The organism is Hyphomonas sp., from assembly GCF_046313975.1.
Taxonomy (GTDB): Bacteria; Pseudomonadota; Alphaproteobacteria; order Caulobacterales; family Hyphomonadaceae; genus Hyphomonas.
In genome coordinates this window covers 33,783-52,453 of the sequence record NZ_JBKBXB010000024.1, presented here as the reverse complement: position 1 = coordinate 52,453, position 18,671 = coordinate 33,783, and the positions used below count along the sequence as shown (strand labels likewise).

Below are 18,671 nucleotides of genomic sequence, written 5' to 3'. Positions count from 1 at the left end.
GCAGACGCGCGTCAAACTGGGCAATTTCATCACAGATTTCAGAGGCTTAGCTGGAACCAGATTCCCCCGTAAACAGAAGGAAACCCCGCATGAAAAAGCTCCTCTCCGCCGCCCTCCTGGCCTCAAGCGCGATCATCGGCATTACCGGCACCGCATCGGCCGAAGGCAATCCCTGGATGCTGCGCGCCCGCGTGATCAATGTCACGCCGGACGAGTCCGCATCGCTGTCGGTCGGCAGCACCGCCCTTGCAGGCAGTGCCAGCATCAACCAGTCCTACGTGCCCGAGTTCGACATCACGTATTTCTTCACCGACAAGATCGCAGCTGAGCTGATCCTTGGCGTCACGCCGCATGATGTGAAGGCCACAAACGTGACCGTCCCCGGCGCCCTGACGAATGCCACCATCGATCTCGGCGATGTCTGGCTGCTGCCGCCGACTCTGACACTGCAATACCACTTCAAGAACGGCTCGAAGTTCAAACCCTATGTCGGCGCCGGCGTGAACGCGACCTTCTTCTTCAACGAGGATGAAGGCCCGGTCGCGGATGGTATCGAGTACGACCCAAGCTTCGGCCCCGCCCTGCAGGCAGGCTTCGACTATGATCTCGATGGCAAGGAAGGCGGCTGGGCCATCAATGCCGACATCAAGAAGATCTGGATCAACTCGGACGTTACGGTTGACTTCACCACAGCGCTCGGCGCCAGGGTGAACGCGGATGTCGACATCAACCCGCTCGTGGTCGGCATCGGCCTCGCATACAAGTACTAGGCGAGTTCCCCCGTCGGTTCCGGCCCGCCGCGCTGCATTCCCTCACACCGGGACTGCGGCGCGGTCCTTTTCTGCGCCCCGCCTCTTGCGCCCCGGCCCTGCGGCGCTACTCCTCGGGGCATGACCATTCTGACTGTCAAAGACCTCGCGGTCGATTTCGACACGCCTGATGGCACCGTCAACGCGGTGCGTGGCGTTTCCTTCCATGTCGCGGCCGGCGAATGCCTCGGCATTGTCGGCGAAAGCGGCTCCGGCAAGAGCCAGTCAGCGCTCGCCGCGATGGGGCTTCTGGCCGAGAATGGTCGCGCCACAGGCGAAATTCTGTTCAACGGCACCAACACCTTGACCGCCTCGACCGCCGAGCTCCGCCGCATTCGCGGCGCCCAGATGTCGATGATCTTCCAGGACCCGCTGACCAGCCTGACGCCGCACATGACGGTCGGCGCACAGATGCGCGAAATCCTCGCCCTGCATCAGGGTATCAAGGGCGATGAAGCGACCGCGCGCTGCGTCGAGTGGCTTGAACATGTGCGCATCCCGGAAGCCGCCCGCCGGCTCGACCAGTTCCCGCACGAGCTGTCCGGCGGCATGCGCCAGCGGGTGATGATCGCCATCGCCATGCTCTGCGGCCCGAAACTGCTGATTGCCGACGAACCCACTACAGCACTTGATGTGACGGTTCAGGCGCAGGTGCTCGAACTGATGGACGAGTTGAAGCGCGAGACCGGCACCGGCATTGTTCTGATCACCCACAACATGGGCGTCGTCGCCCGCATGTGCGACCGCGTGATCGTCATGCGCCATGGCGAGATCGTGGAACAAGGCACGACGGACGAAATTTTCTACGCGCCCAAGCATGAGTACACGAAGATGTTGCTGGCCGCGGTGCCGCGCATCGACCAGCCCGACCCGCCCGGCCGTCCGGCGCTCGCCCCCGCCCCCGCCCAGGACTCCGAGCCGGTGCTGAAAGTGGACGATATGAAGATCCACTTCCCGATCCAGGTGAAAGGCGGCCTCTTCGGCAAGCGCAAACCGCTGAAGGCGGTCAATGGCGTCAGCTTTGATCTGCGCGCAGGCGAGACATTGGGCGTGGTCGGAGAATCCGGGTGCGGGAAATCGACCCTGGCCCGCGGCGTGCTGCGCCTCATCCCGCCGACCGCCGGCGCTGTCGCCTGGCTCGGCAAGAGCCTGACGGATGCAAGCCGCACGGAAATGAACGCCCTGCGCAGCGACCTTCAGATCGTCTTCCAGGACCCGCTCGCCAGCCTCGACCCGCGCATGACCATCGGCGCCTCGATTGCGGAGCCGCTGCTTGTTCACGAACCCCAGCTCGACAAGCCCGGACGCGAAGCGCGCGTGCGCGCGATCCTTCCGCGCATGGGCCTCGACCCGAACCTCATCAACCGCTACCCGCACGAGCTGTCCGGCGGCCAGAACCAGCGCGTCGGCATCGCCCGCGCAATGATCCTGCAGCCCAAGCTTGTGATCTGCGATGAGGCCGTTTCGGCCCTCGATGTTTCGGTGCAAGCGCAGGTTGTTGACCTGCTGATCGAGCTGCAGAAGGAATTCGGGCTCGCGATGATCTTCATCAGCCACGACCTCGCCGTGGTCCGTCAGGTCAGCCACCGGGTGATGGTGCTGTATCTCGGCCGGGTGGTCGAACTGGCCGGACGGGACACGATCTATACCGAGGCCCGCCATCCTTACACCAAGGCCCTGATTGCCGCTGTGCCGAACGCCGACCCGAAGAGCGAGCGCACCCGCGAGCGCCTGCGTCTGACAGGCGACCTGCCGAGCCCGCTCGACAGCCGGGCGGCCCTGCGCTTCCTCAAGTCCAAGGTCGTGGACGACCCCGAAGCGGAACAATACCAGCCCCAGCTTGTCGCCATCGGCCCCGCCCACTGGGTCGCCGAGCACGACCCGGCACCGGGAACAGCGGGTTTGCTTGTAAATTAACCCCCGCCCGCATAGGGTACGCGCGCTTTTGACCCCGGACCTGCGCCCATGCCCGACACCCTGCCCCCAGACCTTCCCGTGACGCTTGCCGACGTGCAGGCGGCTGCCAGAGTGCTCGAAGGCAATATCGAGCGCACGGAGCTGGCCCACTCGAAAACCCTGTCGGCCATCACCGGTGCGGAGGTCTGGATCAAGTTCGAGAACCGGCAATACACTGCCGCCTTCAAGGAGCGCGGGGCGCTGAACAAGCTCTCCAAGCTCACGCCCGATGAGAAACGCCGCGGCGTCATCGCCGCTTCCGCCGGCAACCATGCCCAGGGCGTCGCCTACCATGCCCGCCGGCTCGGCATCCCGGCCACCATCGTGATGGCGGAGACCACGCCTTTCAACAAGGTCGAGCACACCCGCGATCACGGCGCCCGCGTCATCCTCGAAGGCATGATCTTCGATGAGGCCAAGGACTACGCGCTGAAGCTCGGCGAGAAGGAAGGCCTCGTCTTCATCCACCCGTTCGACGATGCCGACATCATCGCTGGCCAGGGCACGATCGCGCTGGAGATGCTGGCCGACAATCCGGACCTCGACACGCTTGTCGTGCCAATCGGCGGCGGCGGCCTGATCTCCGGCATTGCTACAGCGGCCAAGGCACTGAAGCCCGACATCAAGGTGATCGGCGTCGAGGCGGCGATGTACCCCTGCATGCACGCAGCGCTGCGCGGAAAGTCCCCAAAGATGGGCGGCGCCACGATTGCGGAAGGCATCGCCGTCAAAGAAGTCGGCCTGATCACGCGCCGCATCTGCGAGCAGCTTCTGGATGATGTGCTTCTGGTTGAGGAAGAACACCTCGAGCGCGCGATCACTCTGTATACGGAAGTCGAGAAGACAATCGCGGAGGGCGCGGGTGCGGCCGGACTCGCCGCGCTGCTCGCCCACCCGTCACGATTCTACGGCCGCAAGGTCGGGCTTGTCCTTTGCGGCGGCAATATCGACACGCGCCTTCTCGCCTCGGTGCTGACACGCGCGCTGGTTCGCGAGAACCGTCTCGCCCGCATCCGCATCGTCGGCGACGACCGCCCCGGCCTCCTGGCCCTCGTCTCCAAGATCATCGGCGACAATGGTGCCAACATCATGGAAGTGGCCCATAACCGCATCGCGCTAGATGTGCCTGCCAAGGGCGCCGAATTCGACATCCTGATGGAGACGCGCGACAGCCAGCACACCCAGGAAGTCATCGACGCCCTTGCCCAGGCCGGCTATCCGCCACGCGCCATCTGATCAGAAACTCCGCAGACATACAGGATCCCATGTCGAACAATACGCCCTCCAGCAAACCTGAAGCCAGCAGTGGCTCACCGCTGCCACTCGTCATCGTACTGATTGCGGCCCTGTTTGCCGCCGCCTATTTCGTCCGGTCCAATCCCTCCCCGGCAGGACCTTCCCTCGCAAGCTCAAGTACGGAAGACGTCATGCCCGCTGCATTCAAGAATCATCTCCCCTGGAAACCGGAAGGCAAGGACGTGCAGGACGGCCAGATGGGCCTGCAATATGTCGTACTGAAGGAAGGCAAAAAGGACGGCCGCAAGCCGGTCGCCACCGACCGTGTGAAGGTCCACTATGAAGGCCGCCTCGCAACTGGCGAGAAGTTCGACTCCTCCTACGACCGCGGTACACCCGCAACCTTCCGTCTCGACCAGGTGATCCCCGGCTGGACACTCGGCCTGCAGGAAATGTCTGAAGGCGGAGAATACCTGTTCTACATCCCCAACGCTCTCGCGTACGGCGAACAGGCGCGCGGCAATGTGATCAAGGCCGGCGACGATCTCGTCTTCCTTGTCGAGCTGCTCGAAATCGAGATTCCGAAGACCTCCGACAAGGGTGCATGGCAAAAGTACTTCCCATGGAACCCCGATGCACCTGAAGTCGTAAAAACCGAATCCGGTCTTCAGTATGTTGTGCTCGCCAGCGGCGACGCCTCCGGCCAATCGCCCGTGAACGGACAATTCGTGCTGGTGCATTATGAAGGCCGTCTCGCGCAAAGCGGCCAGCTGTTCGACTCCTCCTATGATCGCGGCGATCCGGAAGCCTTCCCGTCAAACGGCCTGATCCCCGGCTGGGTCGAGGCCCTCGCCCTGATGAAGCCGGGCGACCGCTGGATGGTATGGATCCCGTCCGAACTCGCCTATGGCAAGCAAGGCACGCCCGGCGGCCCGATCCCGCCGGACGCTGACCTCCAGTTCGAAGTCGAACTTCTCAGCGTGATGCAGTAGCCACCATGGCGATCACGCCGGACACGCTCGCCCGCATCGCGCTTGCGGCGGGCAAGGAGATCATGCGGGTCTACCGCACGGATTTCTCTGTCGAGCGCAAGCACGACAATTCGGTTCTGACCGAAGCGGACGGCCTTGCCGAGGCGATCATCCTGAAAGGCCTCGCCGAGGCGGAGCCTGACCTGAAGGTGATTGCGGAAGAAGCCGTCTCAGGCGGGCACATGCCGGAGCATGGCTCCCGCTTCGCCCTTGTCGACCCGCTCGACGGTACGAAGGAATTCGTCGCCAAGAATGGCGAGTTCACGGTCAATATCGCGATCATCGAACATGGCCGTCCGGTGATGGGGGTCGTCTACGCCCCGGCCCTGCATCGCCTGTTCGTTGCCGAAAGCCCGTCTTACGCCTGGCAGGCAAAGGCAGCATCAGACGGCCCGCCGCCCGCCAAACGCAACCCGCTGAAAATCCGCCCCGCGCCCCAAGCCGGCCTCACAGCAGTCGCCTCGAAATCCCACCGTTCGCCGGAGACTGATACCTGGCTTTCGAAATACAAGGTCGCAGAGATTACGGGCGCAGGCTCCGCCCTCAAGTTCTGCCTCGTTGCGGCGGGCGAAGCGGATGTCTACCCGCGCCTTGGCCGCACGATGGAGTGGGACACTGCCGCCGGACAGGCCGTTGTCGAGGCCGCAGGCGGCCGTGTACTCACGCTCGATCACATGCCGCTGCTCTATGGCAAGCGCGAGCGTGGATATGATAATCCAGACTTTGTGGTTTACGGCGACGTGACCCCGCTCTGACGGCAAGAGGCAGGACAATGGCCCGGCAATATTTCGGCACGGACGGCATCCGCGGACGCGTCAACAAACGTCCGATGACGGCAGAAACTGCGCTGCGTCTCGCCATCGCGGCAGCACGCACCTTCGCCCCGGATGGCGGACGCGAAGTCGTCATCGGCCGCGACACGCGCCGCTCCGGCGAAATGATCGAAGCTGCGCTCGTCGCCGGCCTCACCTCGATGGGCGTCAAGCCTGTCCGCCTGGGCGTAGTGCCGACGCCTGCTGTCGCCCTGATCGCGCGCGAGACCGGCGCTGCGCTCGGATTCATGGTTTCGGCGAGCCATAACAAGTATGAGGATAACGGCCTCAAGCTGTTCAGCCCCGAAGGAGTGAAGTTCACGGACGAAGTCGAGGAAACACTTGAAGCCGCGATGGCCGCCGCCTTTGACGGCGACTATGCCGTGCCCGCCGCTATCGCCGAGCCGGAAGAGATGACCGGCGCCGGCCAGCGCTATCTCGGCCGCTGCCTAGAAACGATCGGCAAGGGTCAGGATTTCTCGAAACTGAAGATCGTGCTCGACTGCGCTCATGGTGCCGGCTTCGACGTCGCGCCTGAAGCGTTGCGGCGTCTCGGCGCCCGGCTCACCGTGATCGGCGCAGAGCCGGACGGCGTGAACATCAATGCCGGCGTTGGATCCACAGCAACCGGCGCGCTGAAGGCTGCTGTTCTGGAATCCGGCGCAGACATCGGCATCGCGCTCGACGGTGATGCGGACCGCCTCATCGTCGTCGACGAAACCGGCGAGGAAGCAGACGGCGATCAGGTGATGGCACTGATCGCCGCAGACATGCACCGCAAAAGGCGCCTCAAGGGCGGCGGTATGGTTGCCACCGTCATGTCCAACATGGGGCTCGACGAATACCTGAGATCGAGCGGCCTGAAACTCGCACGCACGAAGGTCGGCGACCGCTATGTCGGCGAGCATATGCGCCAGCACGGATTCAATCTCGGCGGCGAACAGTCCGGGCACATCATATTGTCGGATGTCTCGACAACCGGCGACGGCTTGCTCGCCGGCCTGCAAGTTCTGTCCGTGCTCGCCGCGCGCGGCGGCAAGTCATCGGAGATGCTGCGTGTGTTCACGCCTGCGCCTCAGAAGCTGGTTAACATACGCTATTCCGGCGCGAACCCTCTCGAATCTGATAGGGTCAAGGCCGCACTTGCTGAAGCAGAATCCCTGCTTGGAAACCGTGGGCGGATGGTTGTGCGCAAGTCCGGCACGGAGCCACTTATCCGCGTGATGGCCGAAGCGCTCGACGAAGCGCACATGCTGAAAGCGCTCGCGCTTGTTGCCGATGCGGTGAAAGCCGAAGCCTGACACAGCGCTTGTCGCCGCGTTACCGGTTGCGCGCCCGCGCCGCCGCGCTAATCCTCCGTCAAAACCACGCTCAAATCGGAGGAAATGATCATGCCCGAGGGACAGGCCCTTCCCCCGTTCCGCCTGCTGCCGCAGAAGGCGCCGGACGTCATCATGACGCGCAAGGGCGATGCCATCTACATTACGCCGCGCGCAGCCCCCGGCCCACGCCCGAAGACCATTCCGCATGCGCTGGACGGGCGGGCCGAGATGCATCCGGACCGCCCCTTCCTGCGCGAGCGTGATCCGCAGACGGACGATTGGGTGACGCTGACCTATGGCGACGCTAAACGCATCACTGACGGCCTCGCGCAGGCTTTCCTCGATCTCGGCGCCGGCCCGGATGCGCCCGTCATGCTGCTTTCTGGCAACTCCATCCGCGCTGCGATGGTCATCCTCGCCGCCCAGAAGATCGGCGCGCCCGCTGCACCGATTTCCGTGCCCTATTCCACCATGTCGACAGACTTCGACAAGCTGAAGCACTGCTTCAACACCGTGAAGCCCGCCATCGTCTTCGCCGAACAGCTCGCGCCGTTTGCAAAGGCCATCGCCGCGCTGCCCGCCGGTGCGTTCAAGGTCGTCTCGGCCGAAACCGGCGGCGACAATTCGGTGCTCGCCTACGACTCCCTCGCGGCGACCGCCCCAACCCCCGCTGTCACGGCAGCGCGCGACACGCTGACCGATGCCAGCATCGGCAAGTACCTGTTCACCTCCGGCTCCACCGGCATGCCGAAGCCTGTGCCACAGACGCAGGGCGCCATGTGCTCCCTCATCGCCGGACAGGAAGGCATTCGCGACAACGCCCGCGACCCGGACTATGATCCGGACCGTATCGACAATTTCCTCGACTGGCTGCCCTGGAACCACATCTCCGGCTCCAACGTGAACTTTAACGGGGCGCTCTGGAATGGCTCGACCTTCTGGATCGACGGCGGCAAGCCGACCCCTGCCCTGTTCCCCGAAACCATCCGCAATATCCGCGATGCCAATCCGTCCGTATTCGGAACAGCGCCCATCGCTCTCGCCATGCTTGCCGAGGCGATGGAGCAGGATGACACGCTGCTGAAAGCCTTCTTCAAGAACATGCGCTCCGTCGGCTATGGCGGCGCCACGCTGTCGGATGATCTCTATGACCGCCTGCAGGCCCTCGCCATCAAGGCCACCGGCCGCCGCATCCCGATCACGACGATGTACGGCGCCACCGAAACGCAGGGCGTCACCATGGTGCACTGGGAAGTCGAGCGCGTCGGCCTCATCGGCCTGCCCCTGCCGGGCACCACGCTGAAACTGGTGCCCAACGGAGAGAAACTGGAAGTGCGCGCCAAGGGCCCGACCGTGATGCCTGGCTATCTCAACGATCCGAAGAAGAATGCCGAAGTCTTCGACGAGGAAGGCTTCTACTGCCTCGGCGACGCCGTGAAGTTCGTGGACGAGAACGATCCGAACAAAGGCCTCATCTTCGATGGCCGCGTCGGCGAGGATTTCAAACTTTCCTCCGGCACCTGGGTCTCTGTCGGCACATTGCGCCCGGATTTCGTCGCCGCCTGCTCACCGCTGATCTTCGACGCGGTGATCTGTGGCCAGGACAAGGACTTCGCCGGCGCCCTCATCTGGCCTTCGCCCGCAGCCGCCGAGCAGTATGTCAAAGCCGCAGGCGACCCCGCCAAAGGCTTCGCCGCGCTCGTTGCAGATCTCGCGCGCAAGGCCGCCGCCTTCAATGCAGGTGAACAGGGCTCCTCCCGCCGCATCAAACGCCTGATCGTGATGACAGAACCACCAAGCATCGATGCCGGTGAAATCACCGACAAGGGCTATGTCAACCAGCGCCTCGTTCAGAGCCGCCGCGCAAACCTTGTGCAAGCCCTGTTCGCCGAGCCCCTCGCGCAGGGCGTCTTGCAGCTCTGACACGAAATTGACTGGCGCGGCGCTTGCATCGCCTGACCCGCGCCATCACATGGCCGGAATTGTCAGGCAGATGCAGGCCCATGACGTTCGATGATGCCATCCGCAACCTCAAGGACCGGTTCCAGCTGCCGGAGCCGAAGCCGCTTGACCTCAGGCTGCCGATCGACCGCCTGCGCCGCGAATTCCTCCGTCTCGATTACAGCAGCGAACCGGATGCGCCCGAGCTTGCCGAAATCCGTCCGATGACCATCCCCGGCGCCGCCGGCCTCATTCGCGCACGCCTCTATGTTCCGCTCGGCGCCGGCATTCCGCCCGGCCCCGGAATCCTTTTCTTCCACGGCGGCGGCTTCGTTCTCGGCGATCTCGACAGCCATGACATGCTCTGCCGCCGCCTTGCCGACGGCTCGCGCTGCCGCGTGCTGGCCATCGATTATCGTCTGGCCCCGGAGCATTGCTTTCCTTGTGCGCACGATGATGCCCTCGCCGCCTGGGCCTGGGTGCAGGAGAAAGGCGCAGAGATAGCCGGTATCGATCCTGCCCGCTGCGCCGTTGCCGGCGACAGCGCCGGCGGCAATCTCGCGGCCTATCTCTGCCAGCAGATGGTGCGCGCCAAAGGCCCCGTCCCGGCCTTCCAGCTGCTGCTCTACCCCCTGCTCCAGTTCGCTGACATCCGCACCAAGAAGATGACCCCGCAGGAAAGCGGCTTCTTCATTTCGGCCAACCTGTTCGAGTTCTTCCGCCGCCACTACCTGCCGGAACTCGCTTCGGCGATGGACCCGCGCATGTCGCCGCTGTTCGCTCCGCCGGAGGACCTGAAAGGCCTGCCGCCCGCCCACGTCATCGTCTGCGGCTGGGACCCGTTGCATGACGAAGGCCTTGCCTATGCCGCCAAGCTCAATGCCGTCGGGGTGCAGACAACCGAGCGCGAATACACTTCCATGGTCCACGGCTTCATGAACCTGACCCCCTTCTTCCCCGCTGCCCGCACCGCCTTGCGCGAAGCCGGCGAAGTGGTCGGGCGCGCCCTGGGCGCGATCTGAGCTGATCCTCACACAGGCGTGAATAAAGACAACGTTATCAAGCGTTTGTCAGCGCCAAACGTGACTCTGAAGCCACACTTCACCAGAGTTATCGGCCCCAGCGGCCTTATTAATATTCAATAAGGACTGATTTCCTCTAAGACACCTACCGGGATCCACCGTCCCGCAAACAAGAGTAGAGGAAACTCCCAGATATGAAATTCAGCAAAGTCCTGATGTCGTCGGCTTCGGCGGCACTCATCGCTTGTATGCCGGCCATCGCCCAGGAAGGCGAAACGCCGGAAGCCACTGCAGAGCGCGAATCCGCCATCGAGCGCGTGCTCGGCACCGTCACCGTCACCGCCACCAAGAAAGCAAACGTCGAGAACGTCCAGGATGTTCCGGTCGCCATGACCGCATTCAATTCCGACACGCTCGAAGCCCTGCAGGTGCGTGACATCGCGAGCCTGTCCTACTCCGCCCCCAACGTGCAGCTGGAAGACATCGGCACTGCCAAGGGCACCGCGAACTTCTCGATCCGCGGCCTCGGCATCAACTCTTCGATCCCGTCGATCGACCCGACCGTCGGCGTCTTCGTGGACGGCGTCTATCTCGGTATCAACAACGGCGTCGTGCTCGACCTGTTCGATCTCGACAGCGTCGAAGTCCTTCGCGGCCCGCAAGGCCTCCTGTTCGGCCGCAACACGACCGGCGGCGCAGTGCTGATCAACACCGGCAACCCGACTGACACCTTCCAGTACAAGGCCAAGGCGACTTATGAAGGCCCGATCGACAGCGGCCGCGGCGGCAATGCCACGACCCTGCAGGCGGCCGTCTCCGGTCCGCTGATCGAAGACAAGCTGAACGGCAAGCTCGGCGCCTACTGGAACTATGACGAAGGCTATTTCCGCAACAAGTTCAACAACGACAATATCGGCGAAGCCCAGTCCTACATCGTGCGCGGCGCGCTCGAATTCCTGGCAACCGACCGCCTGACGCTGCTCGGCAAGCTCGAGACCTCCTCGACGCGCACCGACGGCCCGGCAGCCAAGAACTCTGGTGTCTACGACCGCGATAATTTCGACCTCGCTGTCGACAATATCGGCCGCTATTCGAATGACACGCTCTTCGGCACCCTGCGCGCCGATTATGACGTCGACTTCGGCAATGGCCGCATCACCAACATCTTCGGCTACCGCGATGTCGAGGGCACGACCAATGGCGACATCGACGCTCTGCCGCTCTTCCTGTTCCACTCCGACACCGAGCTGACCCAGGAACAGTTCTCCAACGAGCTGCGCTATGCCGGCACTTTCGGCAAGGCTGATGTGACCACTGGCGTGTTCTGGTTCAATCAGGAAGTCGCCTACACGGAACGCCGCAACCTGCCGACCCTTTCGGCAGCGCAGTTCAATGGCGGCGGTCGCCAGGATCACACCGTTTGGGGCATCTTCGGCCAGGTCGATTATGCGTTCACGGACAAATGGACCGGCATCTTCGGCCTCCGCTACGGCTCGGAAGAAAAAGACGCGGAGATCACCTACGTTCGTCCGCGCCCCTTCTGTTCGATGGTCACAAACACCTGCCCGATCACCGGCACGAACCCCTTCGTTCCAGGCGAGCCGAACGGCTTTGCTGACTCCCAGAAGTGGGACAACCTGAACCCCAAGATCGGCTTCCAGTACACGCCGAACGACCTGATGCAGATCTATGGCCACTACACGCAAGGCGTCCGCTCGGGCGGCTACAACTTCCGCATCACCAACGCCCTCGCCTTCGAAGCGCTGTTCCCGCCTGGCGGCAGCCGCGCGTTCGATGAAGAGGAAGTGAACGCCTACGAACTCGGCTTCAAGTACGAGACGGAAAACCGCCGCGGCCAGCTCAACGCAGCTGTGTTCTTCAACGACATCACGGACATGCAGCGCGAACTGAACCTGTCTTCGCCGACCTCGGGCGTTGCCCAGACGATCGTCAACACCGCCGACGCCGAAATCCTCGGCTTCGAGGTCGACGGCCGTTACGCCCTCACGGACAACTTCCTCGTGATGGCGAACCTCGGCGTGATCGATGCCGAATACTCCAAGGTGATATTCGACATCTCGGGCAATGGCACGATCGGTCCGGAAGACCTCGCGCTCGACCTGCCCCGCGTGCCGGAAACAACCTATGGGTTCGGTTTCATCTATGACATGGACATGGGTGACCGCGGCTCGCTGGTCCTGCGCTCGAACTATCAGCACCGGGACAAGTTTGCGTACACGGACAATAACTGGGGCTGGATCAACCCGGCCGACATGCTGGATGCGAACCTGACCTGGAACACACCGTTCGAGGGCGTCTCGGTTTCGCTGTTCGGCAAGAACCTTCTGGACGAAGTGGTTGCCGGCGGCGACACGCAGGTGCCGTTTGGCGGCGCGCTTGCGCCGCTGGTGCCGGGTGGCCAGAACCTGTCGAACGGCGTTAACGCGCCATACGATCCGTTCCCGGCTGCAGGTACGTTCCAGCCTCTGCAACCCGGCCGCACGGTCGGCATCGAGTTCAAGATCCGCGGCTGATTGCTGCCGGAGTGATAAAAACGGAAGGGGCGGGCCGCAAGGTCCGCCCCTTTTTCTTGCCGCCTGCCCCGCAAAGCAAAACGGGCCCGTTTCAGGGGCCGTCCGCATTATTTCATCCGTCAACGGATCACTGGGCGCCGAAGCGCTTGGTGATGCCGATCTTGAAGGTCCGGCCAATGGCGTCGCCGGTGAACGGATCATAGTTCAGCTCGAGGCGGGCAAAGGGCGGCTTCGTGTCGAGGATGTTGTCGACCGAGAACGACACCGTCGTCTCCGCCGGCAGCTGCCAGACCACGGTCGCGTCATAGCTGACGAACGACTTGATCGTCTGGCCCTGCGGCAGAACGATGCCCGGCGTCGGCCAGTTCGGGTTGGGCGCCGTGAACAGGGCCGTGCGCTGGTCTTCATACTCGCCGATATAGCGCGCCGTCAGGCGGGCATTCAGGTTCTCGGTCGATGCGTTTGCATAGGCTTCGAACTTGAGCTCCGGAAGCGGGGTCGCCACGGTCTGGAAGTTCAGGAAGCCGACTGCCGAGAACGGCGCGCCGACGGTGATGCCCGCAACGGAAACTTCGCCGACTTCATATTCCAGAACATGGCTGCCGCTGAAACCGAGCTTCAGGTCAAGACCGTCACGAAGAACGTCCTCGAACGTATAGTCGGTCTGAACGTCAATACCGGAAGTTTTGACGTTCGGGCCGTTGATGTACTGGGTAGACAGACGTGACACGTTGCCGACCGAGCATGGTCCGGTGAACGTGAAGCGGGCTTCAAGGGCGGCAAAGGCCGGATTTCCGCAGTTCACGGACGAGCCACCCGGGAACATGGCCGCGACCATGTTGGCCACCGGCTCGACAATGACGGAATCGTCGAAGTCAAAGTTCCAATAGTCGATGATGAAGTTAAGGTTCCCCGGCTTGAAGATGGCGCCAATATTGTAGGTCAGCGCCGATTCCGGTGCGAGGCCTGGATTACCCGCAATATCGACCGCGCGGAACGTGCCGCCAACGTTCTGTAGTGAGGTCACTGAACCGGTCGCCGTTTGCGTCAGTGCCGGACCGCGGAAAGTGGTGCCGACCGACGCACGCAGCGCGAACGGATCAGCCACCTGCCAGCGCAGCGACAGTTTCGGATCGAAGGTCGAACCGACGCCGCTGCCATAGTCTTCATAGCGCGCAGCGAGCTGCGCGTTGAAGTTGTCCGTAAACGGCAAGCTGAGCTCTCCGAAGAGGGCGGTCACGTCCCGCGTCGCATTGAGCGGACGTGAACCGGCAAGGAAGCCGAGGGCGCCAACCGGCTGGGCACAGGTTGTCGTACCCGTCGTGACCGTCGCGATGCACGGTGTCACGTTCAGGTTGGCAATGTCATTGTACTGACGGTCAAACTCTTCCTCACGGTACTGACCACCAAAGGCCCAGCCGACATTCCCGCCGCCGAGTGCGATCGGGAGCTGCCCGTCAAGGATGCCCTCGATCACGGTCAGTTTCATTTCCTGTTCGGTGAATGTGTCTTCGAGGATGAAGTCGAGAACTTCATTCGAGTTCGCCACCGCAGAGCTGAAGTTCGGATTCGTCTGCCCGGTCACAATGTTTGCAGGAATGCCCGTCGAGAACGGGTTGAACCAGAGGCAGCCGTTGAGACCCGGCGTGTTGGCCGCAACGTTACAGTTCGTGCCCCCGAGGCCGCGCAGGGCCAGGGCATACCGGTTCATGACCGTATCCTCGTTGGTCCGCCGGCCGACTTGCGAGCCGGTTGTGAACGAGGCCGTGTAGTTGATCGACTCCGTCAGTTCGCCTTTCAGCTCTGCTGACAGGCGATAATGCTCATACTCCCGCATCGAGCGCTCGGAACCGCGGCCGCCGGCCAGCGCGTTACCCGCATACCCTAGCGGGCGCGTCGCGATAAGGAATACGCCGGCCGTACCGGCCGGAACCAGTCCAGGGTTCTGTGCCCCAAGCAATGCGAGGCCAGGGTTCGTCACCGGCACGAAGAAGCGGCCGAAGGCTGCGGGCGCGGCATCCGGGATGCCGGTGGCATCACTGGTCGGCGCGCTTGCTCCGCCAACCGGCGGGAAGGAAGGCGAGAAGGCGATTTTCGGCACTTCGGTCGAAGCATAGAACGCTTGCAGCGAAAGGTTATGTTTGTCGCTGAGTTCGAAGTCGGCCTTGCCGAGAATTTGATAGCGCTTTTCTTCTTCAACGATGTTGTCGAACGGCGTGAACTGGAAGCCGCAAACCGGTGTGGCCCCCGAAAGAAGCGGCACGCCGGCGAGGGTTCCGCATGCCGGGTCGCGGCGAACCGCTCCGGTAGGCGCGAGCCCGGCACTTACCGGCAGGAAGGCGCCCGGGTTGCCGACCAGTGACCACCCGCCCTGCGGGTTGCCGAGGAAGTCACGCAGAGCCCAATCCCGTTCGGTCGAAGCGAGTTCGGAGCGGTGCTGATAGCCTGCGGCCAGCATGAAGTTGCCGAAATCGGTGGTGATGCCGCCGACGGCTTTCAGCGTGTAATCGCCATCCGAACCGTCTACGAACTTGTAGTCGCCGCCGACTTCAAACCCTTCGAAATCTGTCCGGGTGATGAAGTTCACGACGCCCGCAACCGCGTCAGAGCCGTAGGTTGCAGCCGCGCCGTCTTTCAGGATCTCGATCCGGCCGACAGCTGCCATCGGCAGGATGTTGGTGTCGACTGAGCCGTTGCCGGCGAAGGCAAACGGGTTGGGCGCGAGGCGTTTGCCATCGAGCAGCACAAGGGTCCGCGAAGCGCCAAGGCCGCGAAGGTTGACCGTGCCGGAGCCCTCAGAGCCCTGCGCGCGGCCGTCGAACTGGTTGGTGTCGCCCAGGACGCCGTGAGAGATGGGCAGGGCCTTGATCATGTCCAACGCAGAGGGGTTGCCCTGCAGTCGGAGGTCATTCGCGGTGATCACGTCCACCGGCAGCGCGGCGTCTTCCGGCGTGCCCTGGATAAACGAGCCGGTGACCGTTACCCGTTCCAGTTTCCGCTCGCCGTCTTCCTGTGCCTGTGCGGCCATTGTTCCGCCCAGCGCAACTGCCGAGGCGCAAAGAAGCATTCCCTTGAAAGTTTTCATTCGTTTCCTCCCGAATAATGGTGGCCGAGCGCAAGCTTTTGCCGCTTGTCATGTCTTTGACCAAAAACCACTCTATGAGCGGCGTTTGGCCCGCAAAGAGGGGTCTTATGCTGCGCCGCTGCATATGAAATCGGAACGAATTGAATTGGCATCGATTATGCCAGATTGGATTTTCTGTTGAACTCCACTGAAAATACTGATGCATCCAAAAACGGAACTGTCTCGCCTCCCTTCCTGAAGCTTGCGGATCGCTTTGCAGATGCCGTCGCGGCAACTTCGTTTCCGCAAACAGTGTTGCGCTGGCGCAACCAGCGCTGGGCCGAAGCGGTCGGGCTCGGCGCGCTTACTCCAGAAGACTGGATTCGCCATTTCGGCCGGTTCGAACCCTTGCCCGGAAACCTCCCACAGCCCCTGGCGATGCGCTATCACGGCCACCAGTTCGGCACCTACAATCCGGACCTCGGTGACGGGCGCGGCTTTCTCTTTGCTCAGCTGCGGGACACAAGCGGCCGCCTGCTCGATCTCGGCACCAAGGGCTCCGGCCAGACGCCCTGGTCGCGCCGCGGCGATGGCCGGCTGACGCTCAAGGGCGGCGTGCGCGAGATCCTGGCCGCCAGCTATCTCGAAGCGCTCGGCGTCAACACATCCAAGGCCTTCAGCCTGATCGAGACCGGCGAAGCGCTGGAACGCGGCGACGAGCCCTCACCCACCCGCTCCTCCGTCCTCGTGCGCCTGTCGCACAGCCACATCCGCTTCGGCACTTTCCAGCGCTGCGCCTGGTTCGAGGACCGCGAGAGCATGGCAGAGCTAGTGCACTACTGCGTCGCCGAATTCTTCCCCGAAGCCACCGATGCCGAGATGGGCCGGCAGGTGCCTGCCCTTCTCGAGCGGATGGCTGTTTCCACGGGCAAGATGATCGGCCAGTGGATGGCCGCCGGTTTCGTGCACAGCGTGATGAACACCGACAATTTCAATCTCACCGGCGAGACCTTCGACTTCGGCCCCTGGCGCTTCCTGCCGGCCTCCGACCCGAACTTCACGGCCGCCTATTTCGACAGCCAGGGCCTCTACCGCTTCGGCCGGCAGCCCGTTCAGGGCGACTGGGCCCTTCAGCAGCTCGCCTCGGCCATGCTGCTGCTCGCCGAAGCGGACGATCTTGCGAAGGCATTGCAGCCCTATGAAGCCGCCTACCGCGAAAGCTTCATCGCCCACACGCACGCCCTGCTCGGCCTTGCGCCGCGGGGCGATGCGGATGCGGATATCGGCTTCCTGCAACTCTTCTATGGCTGGATGACCGACACCGGCGCCTCCTGGCCGCAAACCTTCTTCGACTGGCTCGGCGGCGAAGCGAGCGCGGCGCGCGCCGCCGCTTCGCCGCAAGCCGCACTCTATGCCGCATCGGAATTCCGGCCCGTACGGGAGGCCCTCTACGCCCGCGTGCCCGTCAGGCCCGAACGTCTCACCCTCCCCTATTTCCAGCGCGCCGCACCCGTCAGCCTGCTGATCGAGGAGGTCGAAGCGCTCTGGGCGCCGATTGCCGAGGCGGATGACTGGTCGGCGCTCAAGGTCAAGACGGACCATGTCGAGGAAGCCCGCCTCGCGCTGGCACTTTGACCCGACGGCGGCCTTGATCTACCCGGACCTCGACGGGCAATACCCGCCTCACGCCCGAAGGACCTGCGCATGACTGAAACACCCCGTTCCGGCCCGCTTTCCGGCCTTCGCATCGTCGACATGAGCACCGTCGTGCTCGGCCCCTTCGCGACGCTGATCCTGGCTGATCTCGGCGCCGAGGTGATCAAGATCGAGCCCCCCGGAAAGGGCGACACGATGCGCTATGCCGGCGCCTCACCGACCGGCGATCTCGGCCCGATCTACATGGCGCTGAACCGCAACAAGAAGTCGATGACGCTCGACGCCAAGACGCCCAAAGGCAAGGCGGCGCTGACGGAACTGCTGAAGACCGCGGACGTCTTCTTCCACAATGTCCGCCTCGCCGGCATGGAACGGCTCGGATTCGGCTATGAGCAGGTGAAAGCGCTGAAAGAGGACATCGTCTATGTCCACTGCGCCGGCTTCGGTCAGGGCGGGCCCTACGAAAAGCGCCAGGCCTATGACGACCTGATCCAGGGCGCCTCCGGCTTTGCCGACCTCAACGCCATCCGCTCCGGCGGGCGGCCGGAATACGCGCCGTCCCTCGTCGCCGACAAGACCGCCGGCCTGTTCGCAACCTATGCGACACTGGCCGCGATGTTCCACAAGGCGACGACCGGCAAGGGCCAGTTCGTGCAGGTGCCGATGCTGGAATGCTTCACCTTCTTCAACATGGTGGAGAACCTGTACGGCGAAACTTTCATGCCCGGCAACGGCAAGCTCGCCTATACGCGCTCGGTCAATCCGAACCGGCGCCCCTACCCGACGCTGGACGGCTTTATCGGACTTGTTCCGTACTCGGACCAGCAATGGGAGAAATTCTTCGAGATAGGCGGCCTGCCGGAAGTCTTCAAGGACCCGCGCTTCTCGACCTATGCCGCCCGCACCGAGAATACCGGCGCGCTCTATGCCCTGATCGAGGATGTGACGGCCACGCGATCGACGGAGGAATGGCTGGAGCTGCTCGACAAGGCGAACATCCCCGCGATGCGCTACAACACGCTGCCGGAAGTGTTGACTGACGCGCACCTCGTCGCCACCGGCTTCTTCGCCGAGGCCGAACACCCGGAGGCGGGCCGCTACCGCACCATGAAACACCCGGTCCATTTCGCGGACACGCCGGCGAGCCTGCACCTGCCCCCGCCCCGTCCGGGTGCGGACAATGAGACGATCCTCGAGAGCTTGGGCTTGGGGGCTTGAGGCAACTTTGCGCGGTCCTGAAGCTGGGCACCTGCGAGGGAAAGTTTGCGAATGATCGTAACAGCCCAGT

Annotated in this window: 12 protein-coding genes; 11 read left to right on the top strand and 1 reads right to left on the bottom strand. The window is 63.3% G+C overall.

Translation table 11 applies throughout. The annotated features are described in order from the left end of the window. Window positions 1-89: 89 nt before the first annotated feature. The 9 genes from ACK4TE_RS10110 (at window position 90) to ACK4TE_RS10070 (ending at window position 12,663) form a co-directional block, all read left to right on the top strand. Window positions 90-770, top strand: a complete 681-nt coding sequence (locus ACK4TE_RS10110; RefSeq protein ID WP_409911383.1) for an OmpW/AlkL family protein — start codon at window positions 90-92, stop codon at window positions 768-770. Window positions 771-890: 120 nt separating this feature from the next. Then, on the top strand, window positions 891-2,726 hold the full coding sequence (locus tag ACK4TE_RS10105; RefSeq protein WP_409911382.1) for a dipeptide ABC transporter ATP-binding protein: 1,836 nt from the start codon (window positions 891-893) through the stop codon (window positions 2,724-2,726). A 48-nt stretch (window positions 2,727-2,774) separates the two neighbouring features. Further along, entirely contained in the window at window positions 2,775-4,001 is a 1,227-nt protein-coding gene (locus ACK4TE_RS10100; RefSeq protein ID WP_409911381.1) for a threonine ammonia-lyase, read from the top strand. A gap of 29 nt (window positions 4,002-4,030) precedes the next feature. Then, window positions 4,031-4,993, top strand: a complete 963-nt coding sequence (locus tag ACK4TE_RS10095; RefSeq protein WP_409911380.1) for an FKBP-type peptidyl-prolyl cis-trans isomerase — start codon at window positions 4,031-4,033, stop codon at window positions 4,991-4,993. Window positions 4,994-4,998: 5 nt separating this feature from the next. Continuing rightward, window positions 4,999-5,787, top strand: coding sequence for a 3'(2'),5'-bisphosphate nucleotidase CysQ (gene cysQ, locus ACK4TE_RS10090; RefSeq protein WP_409911379.1), 789 nt, complete (start codon window positions 4,999-5,001; stop codon window positions 5,785-5,787). 17 nt (window positions 5,788-5,804) lie between these two features. Continuing rightward, on the top strand, window positions 5,805-7,145 hold the full coding sequence (gene glmM, locus ACK4TE_RS10085) for a phosphoglucosamine mutase (protein WP_409911378.1): 1,341 nt from the start codon (window positions 5,805-5,807) through the stop codon (window positions 7,143-7,145). A gap of 84 nt (window positions 7,146-7,229) precedes the next feature. Beyond that, the gene (locus ACK4TE_RS10080) at window positions 7,230-9,089 is read left to right on the top strand and encodes an AMP-binding protein (protein WP_409911377.1); all 1,860 of its coding nucleotides are present in this window, start codon (window positions 7,230-7,232) and stop codon (window positions 9,087-9,089) included. Between the two features lie 80 nt (window positions 9,090-9,169). Continuing rightward, window positions 9,170-10,129, top strand: a complete 960-nt coding sequence (locus ACK4TE_RS10075; RefSeq protein WP_409911376.1) for an alpha/beta hydrolase — start codon at window positions 9,170-9,172, stop codon at window positions 10,127-10,129. 194 nt (window positions 10,130-10,323) lie between these two features. Further along, window positions 10,324-12,663 carry a TonB-dependent receptor gene (locus ACK4TE_RS10070; protein ID WP_409911375.1) on the top strand — a complete coding sequence of 780 codons (2,340 nt, stop codon included), beginning with the start codon at window positions 10,324-10,326 and terminating at the stop codon, window positions 12,661-12,663. A gap of 127 nt (window positions 12,664-12,790) precedes the next feature. Here the strand turns inward: ACK4TE_RS10070 and ACK4TE_RS10065 are convergent, their stop codons facing one another. After that, on the bottom strand, window positions 12,791-15,748 hold the full coding sequence (locus ACK4TE_RS10065; RefSeq protein WP_409911374.1) for a TonB-dependent receptor domain-containing protein: 2,958 nt from the start codon (window positions 15,746-15,748) through the stop codon (window positions 12,791-12,793). A gap of 177 nt (window positions 15,749-15,925) precedes the next feature. Between ACK4TE_RS10065 and ACK4TE_RS10060 the strand changes: the two genes are divergently transcribed. Together ACK4TE_RS10060 and ACK4TE_RS10055 are read left to right on the top strand one after the other, a co-directional pair. Beyond that, window positions 15,926-17,362 (top strand): protein adenylyltransferase SelO family protein, encoded by a 1,437-nt coding sequence (locus ACK4TE_RS10060; protein WP_409911373.1) that lies wholly within the window; start codon window positions 15,926-15,928, stop codon window positions 17,360-17,362. A 69-nt stretch (window positions 17,363-17,431) separates the two neighbouring features. Then, window positions 17,432-18,601, top strand: coding sequence for a CaiB/BaiF CoA transferase family protein (locus tag ACK4TE_RS10055; RefSeq protein ID WP_409911372.1), 1,170 nt, complete (start codon window positions 17,432-17,434; stop codon window positions 18,599-18,601). The last annotated feature ends 70 nt before the right edge of the window (window positions 18,602-18,671 follow it).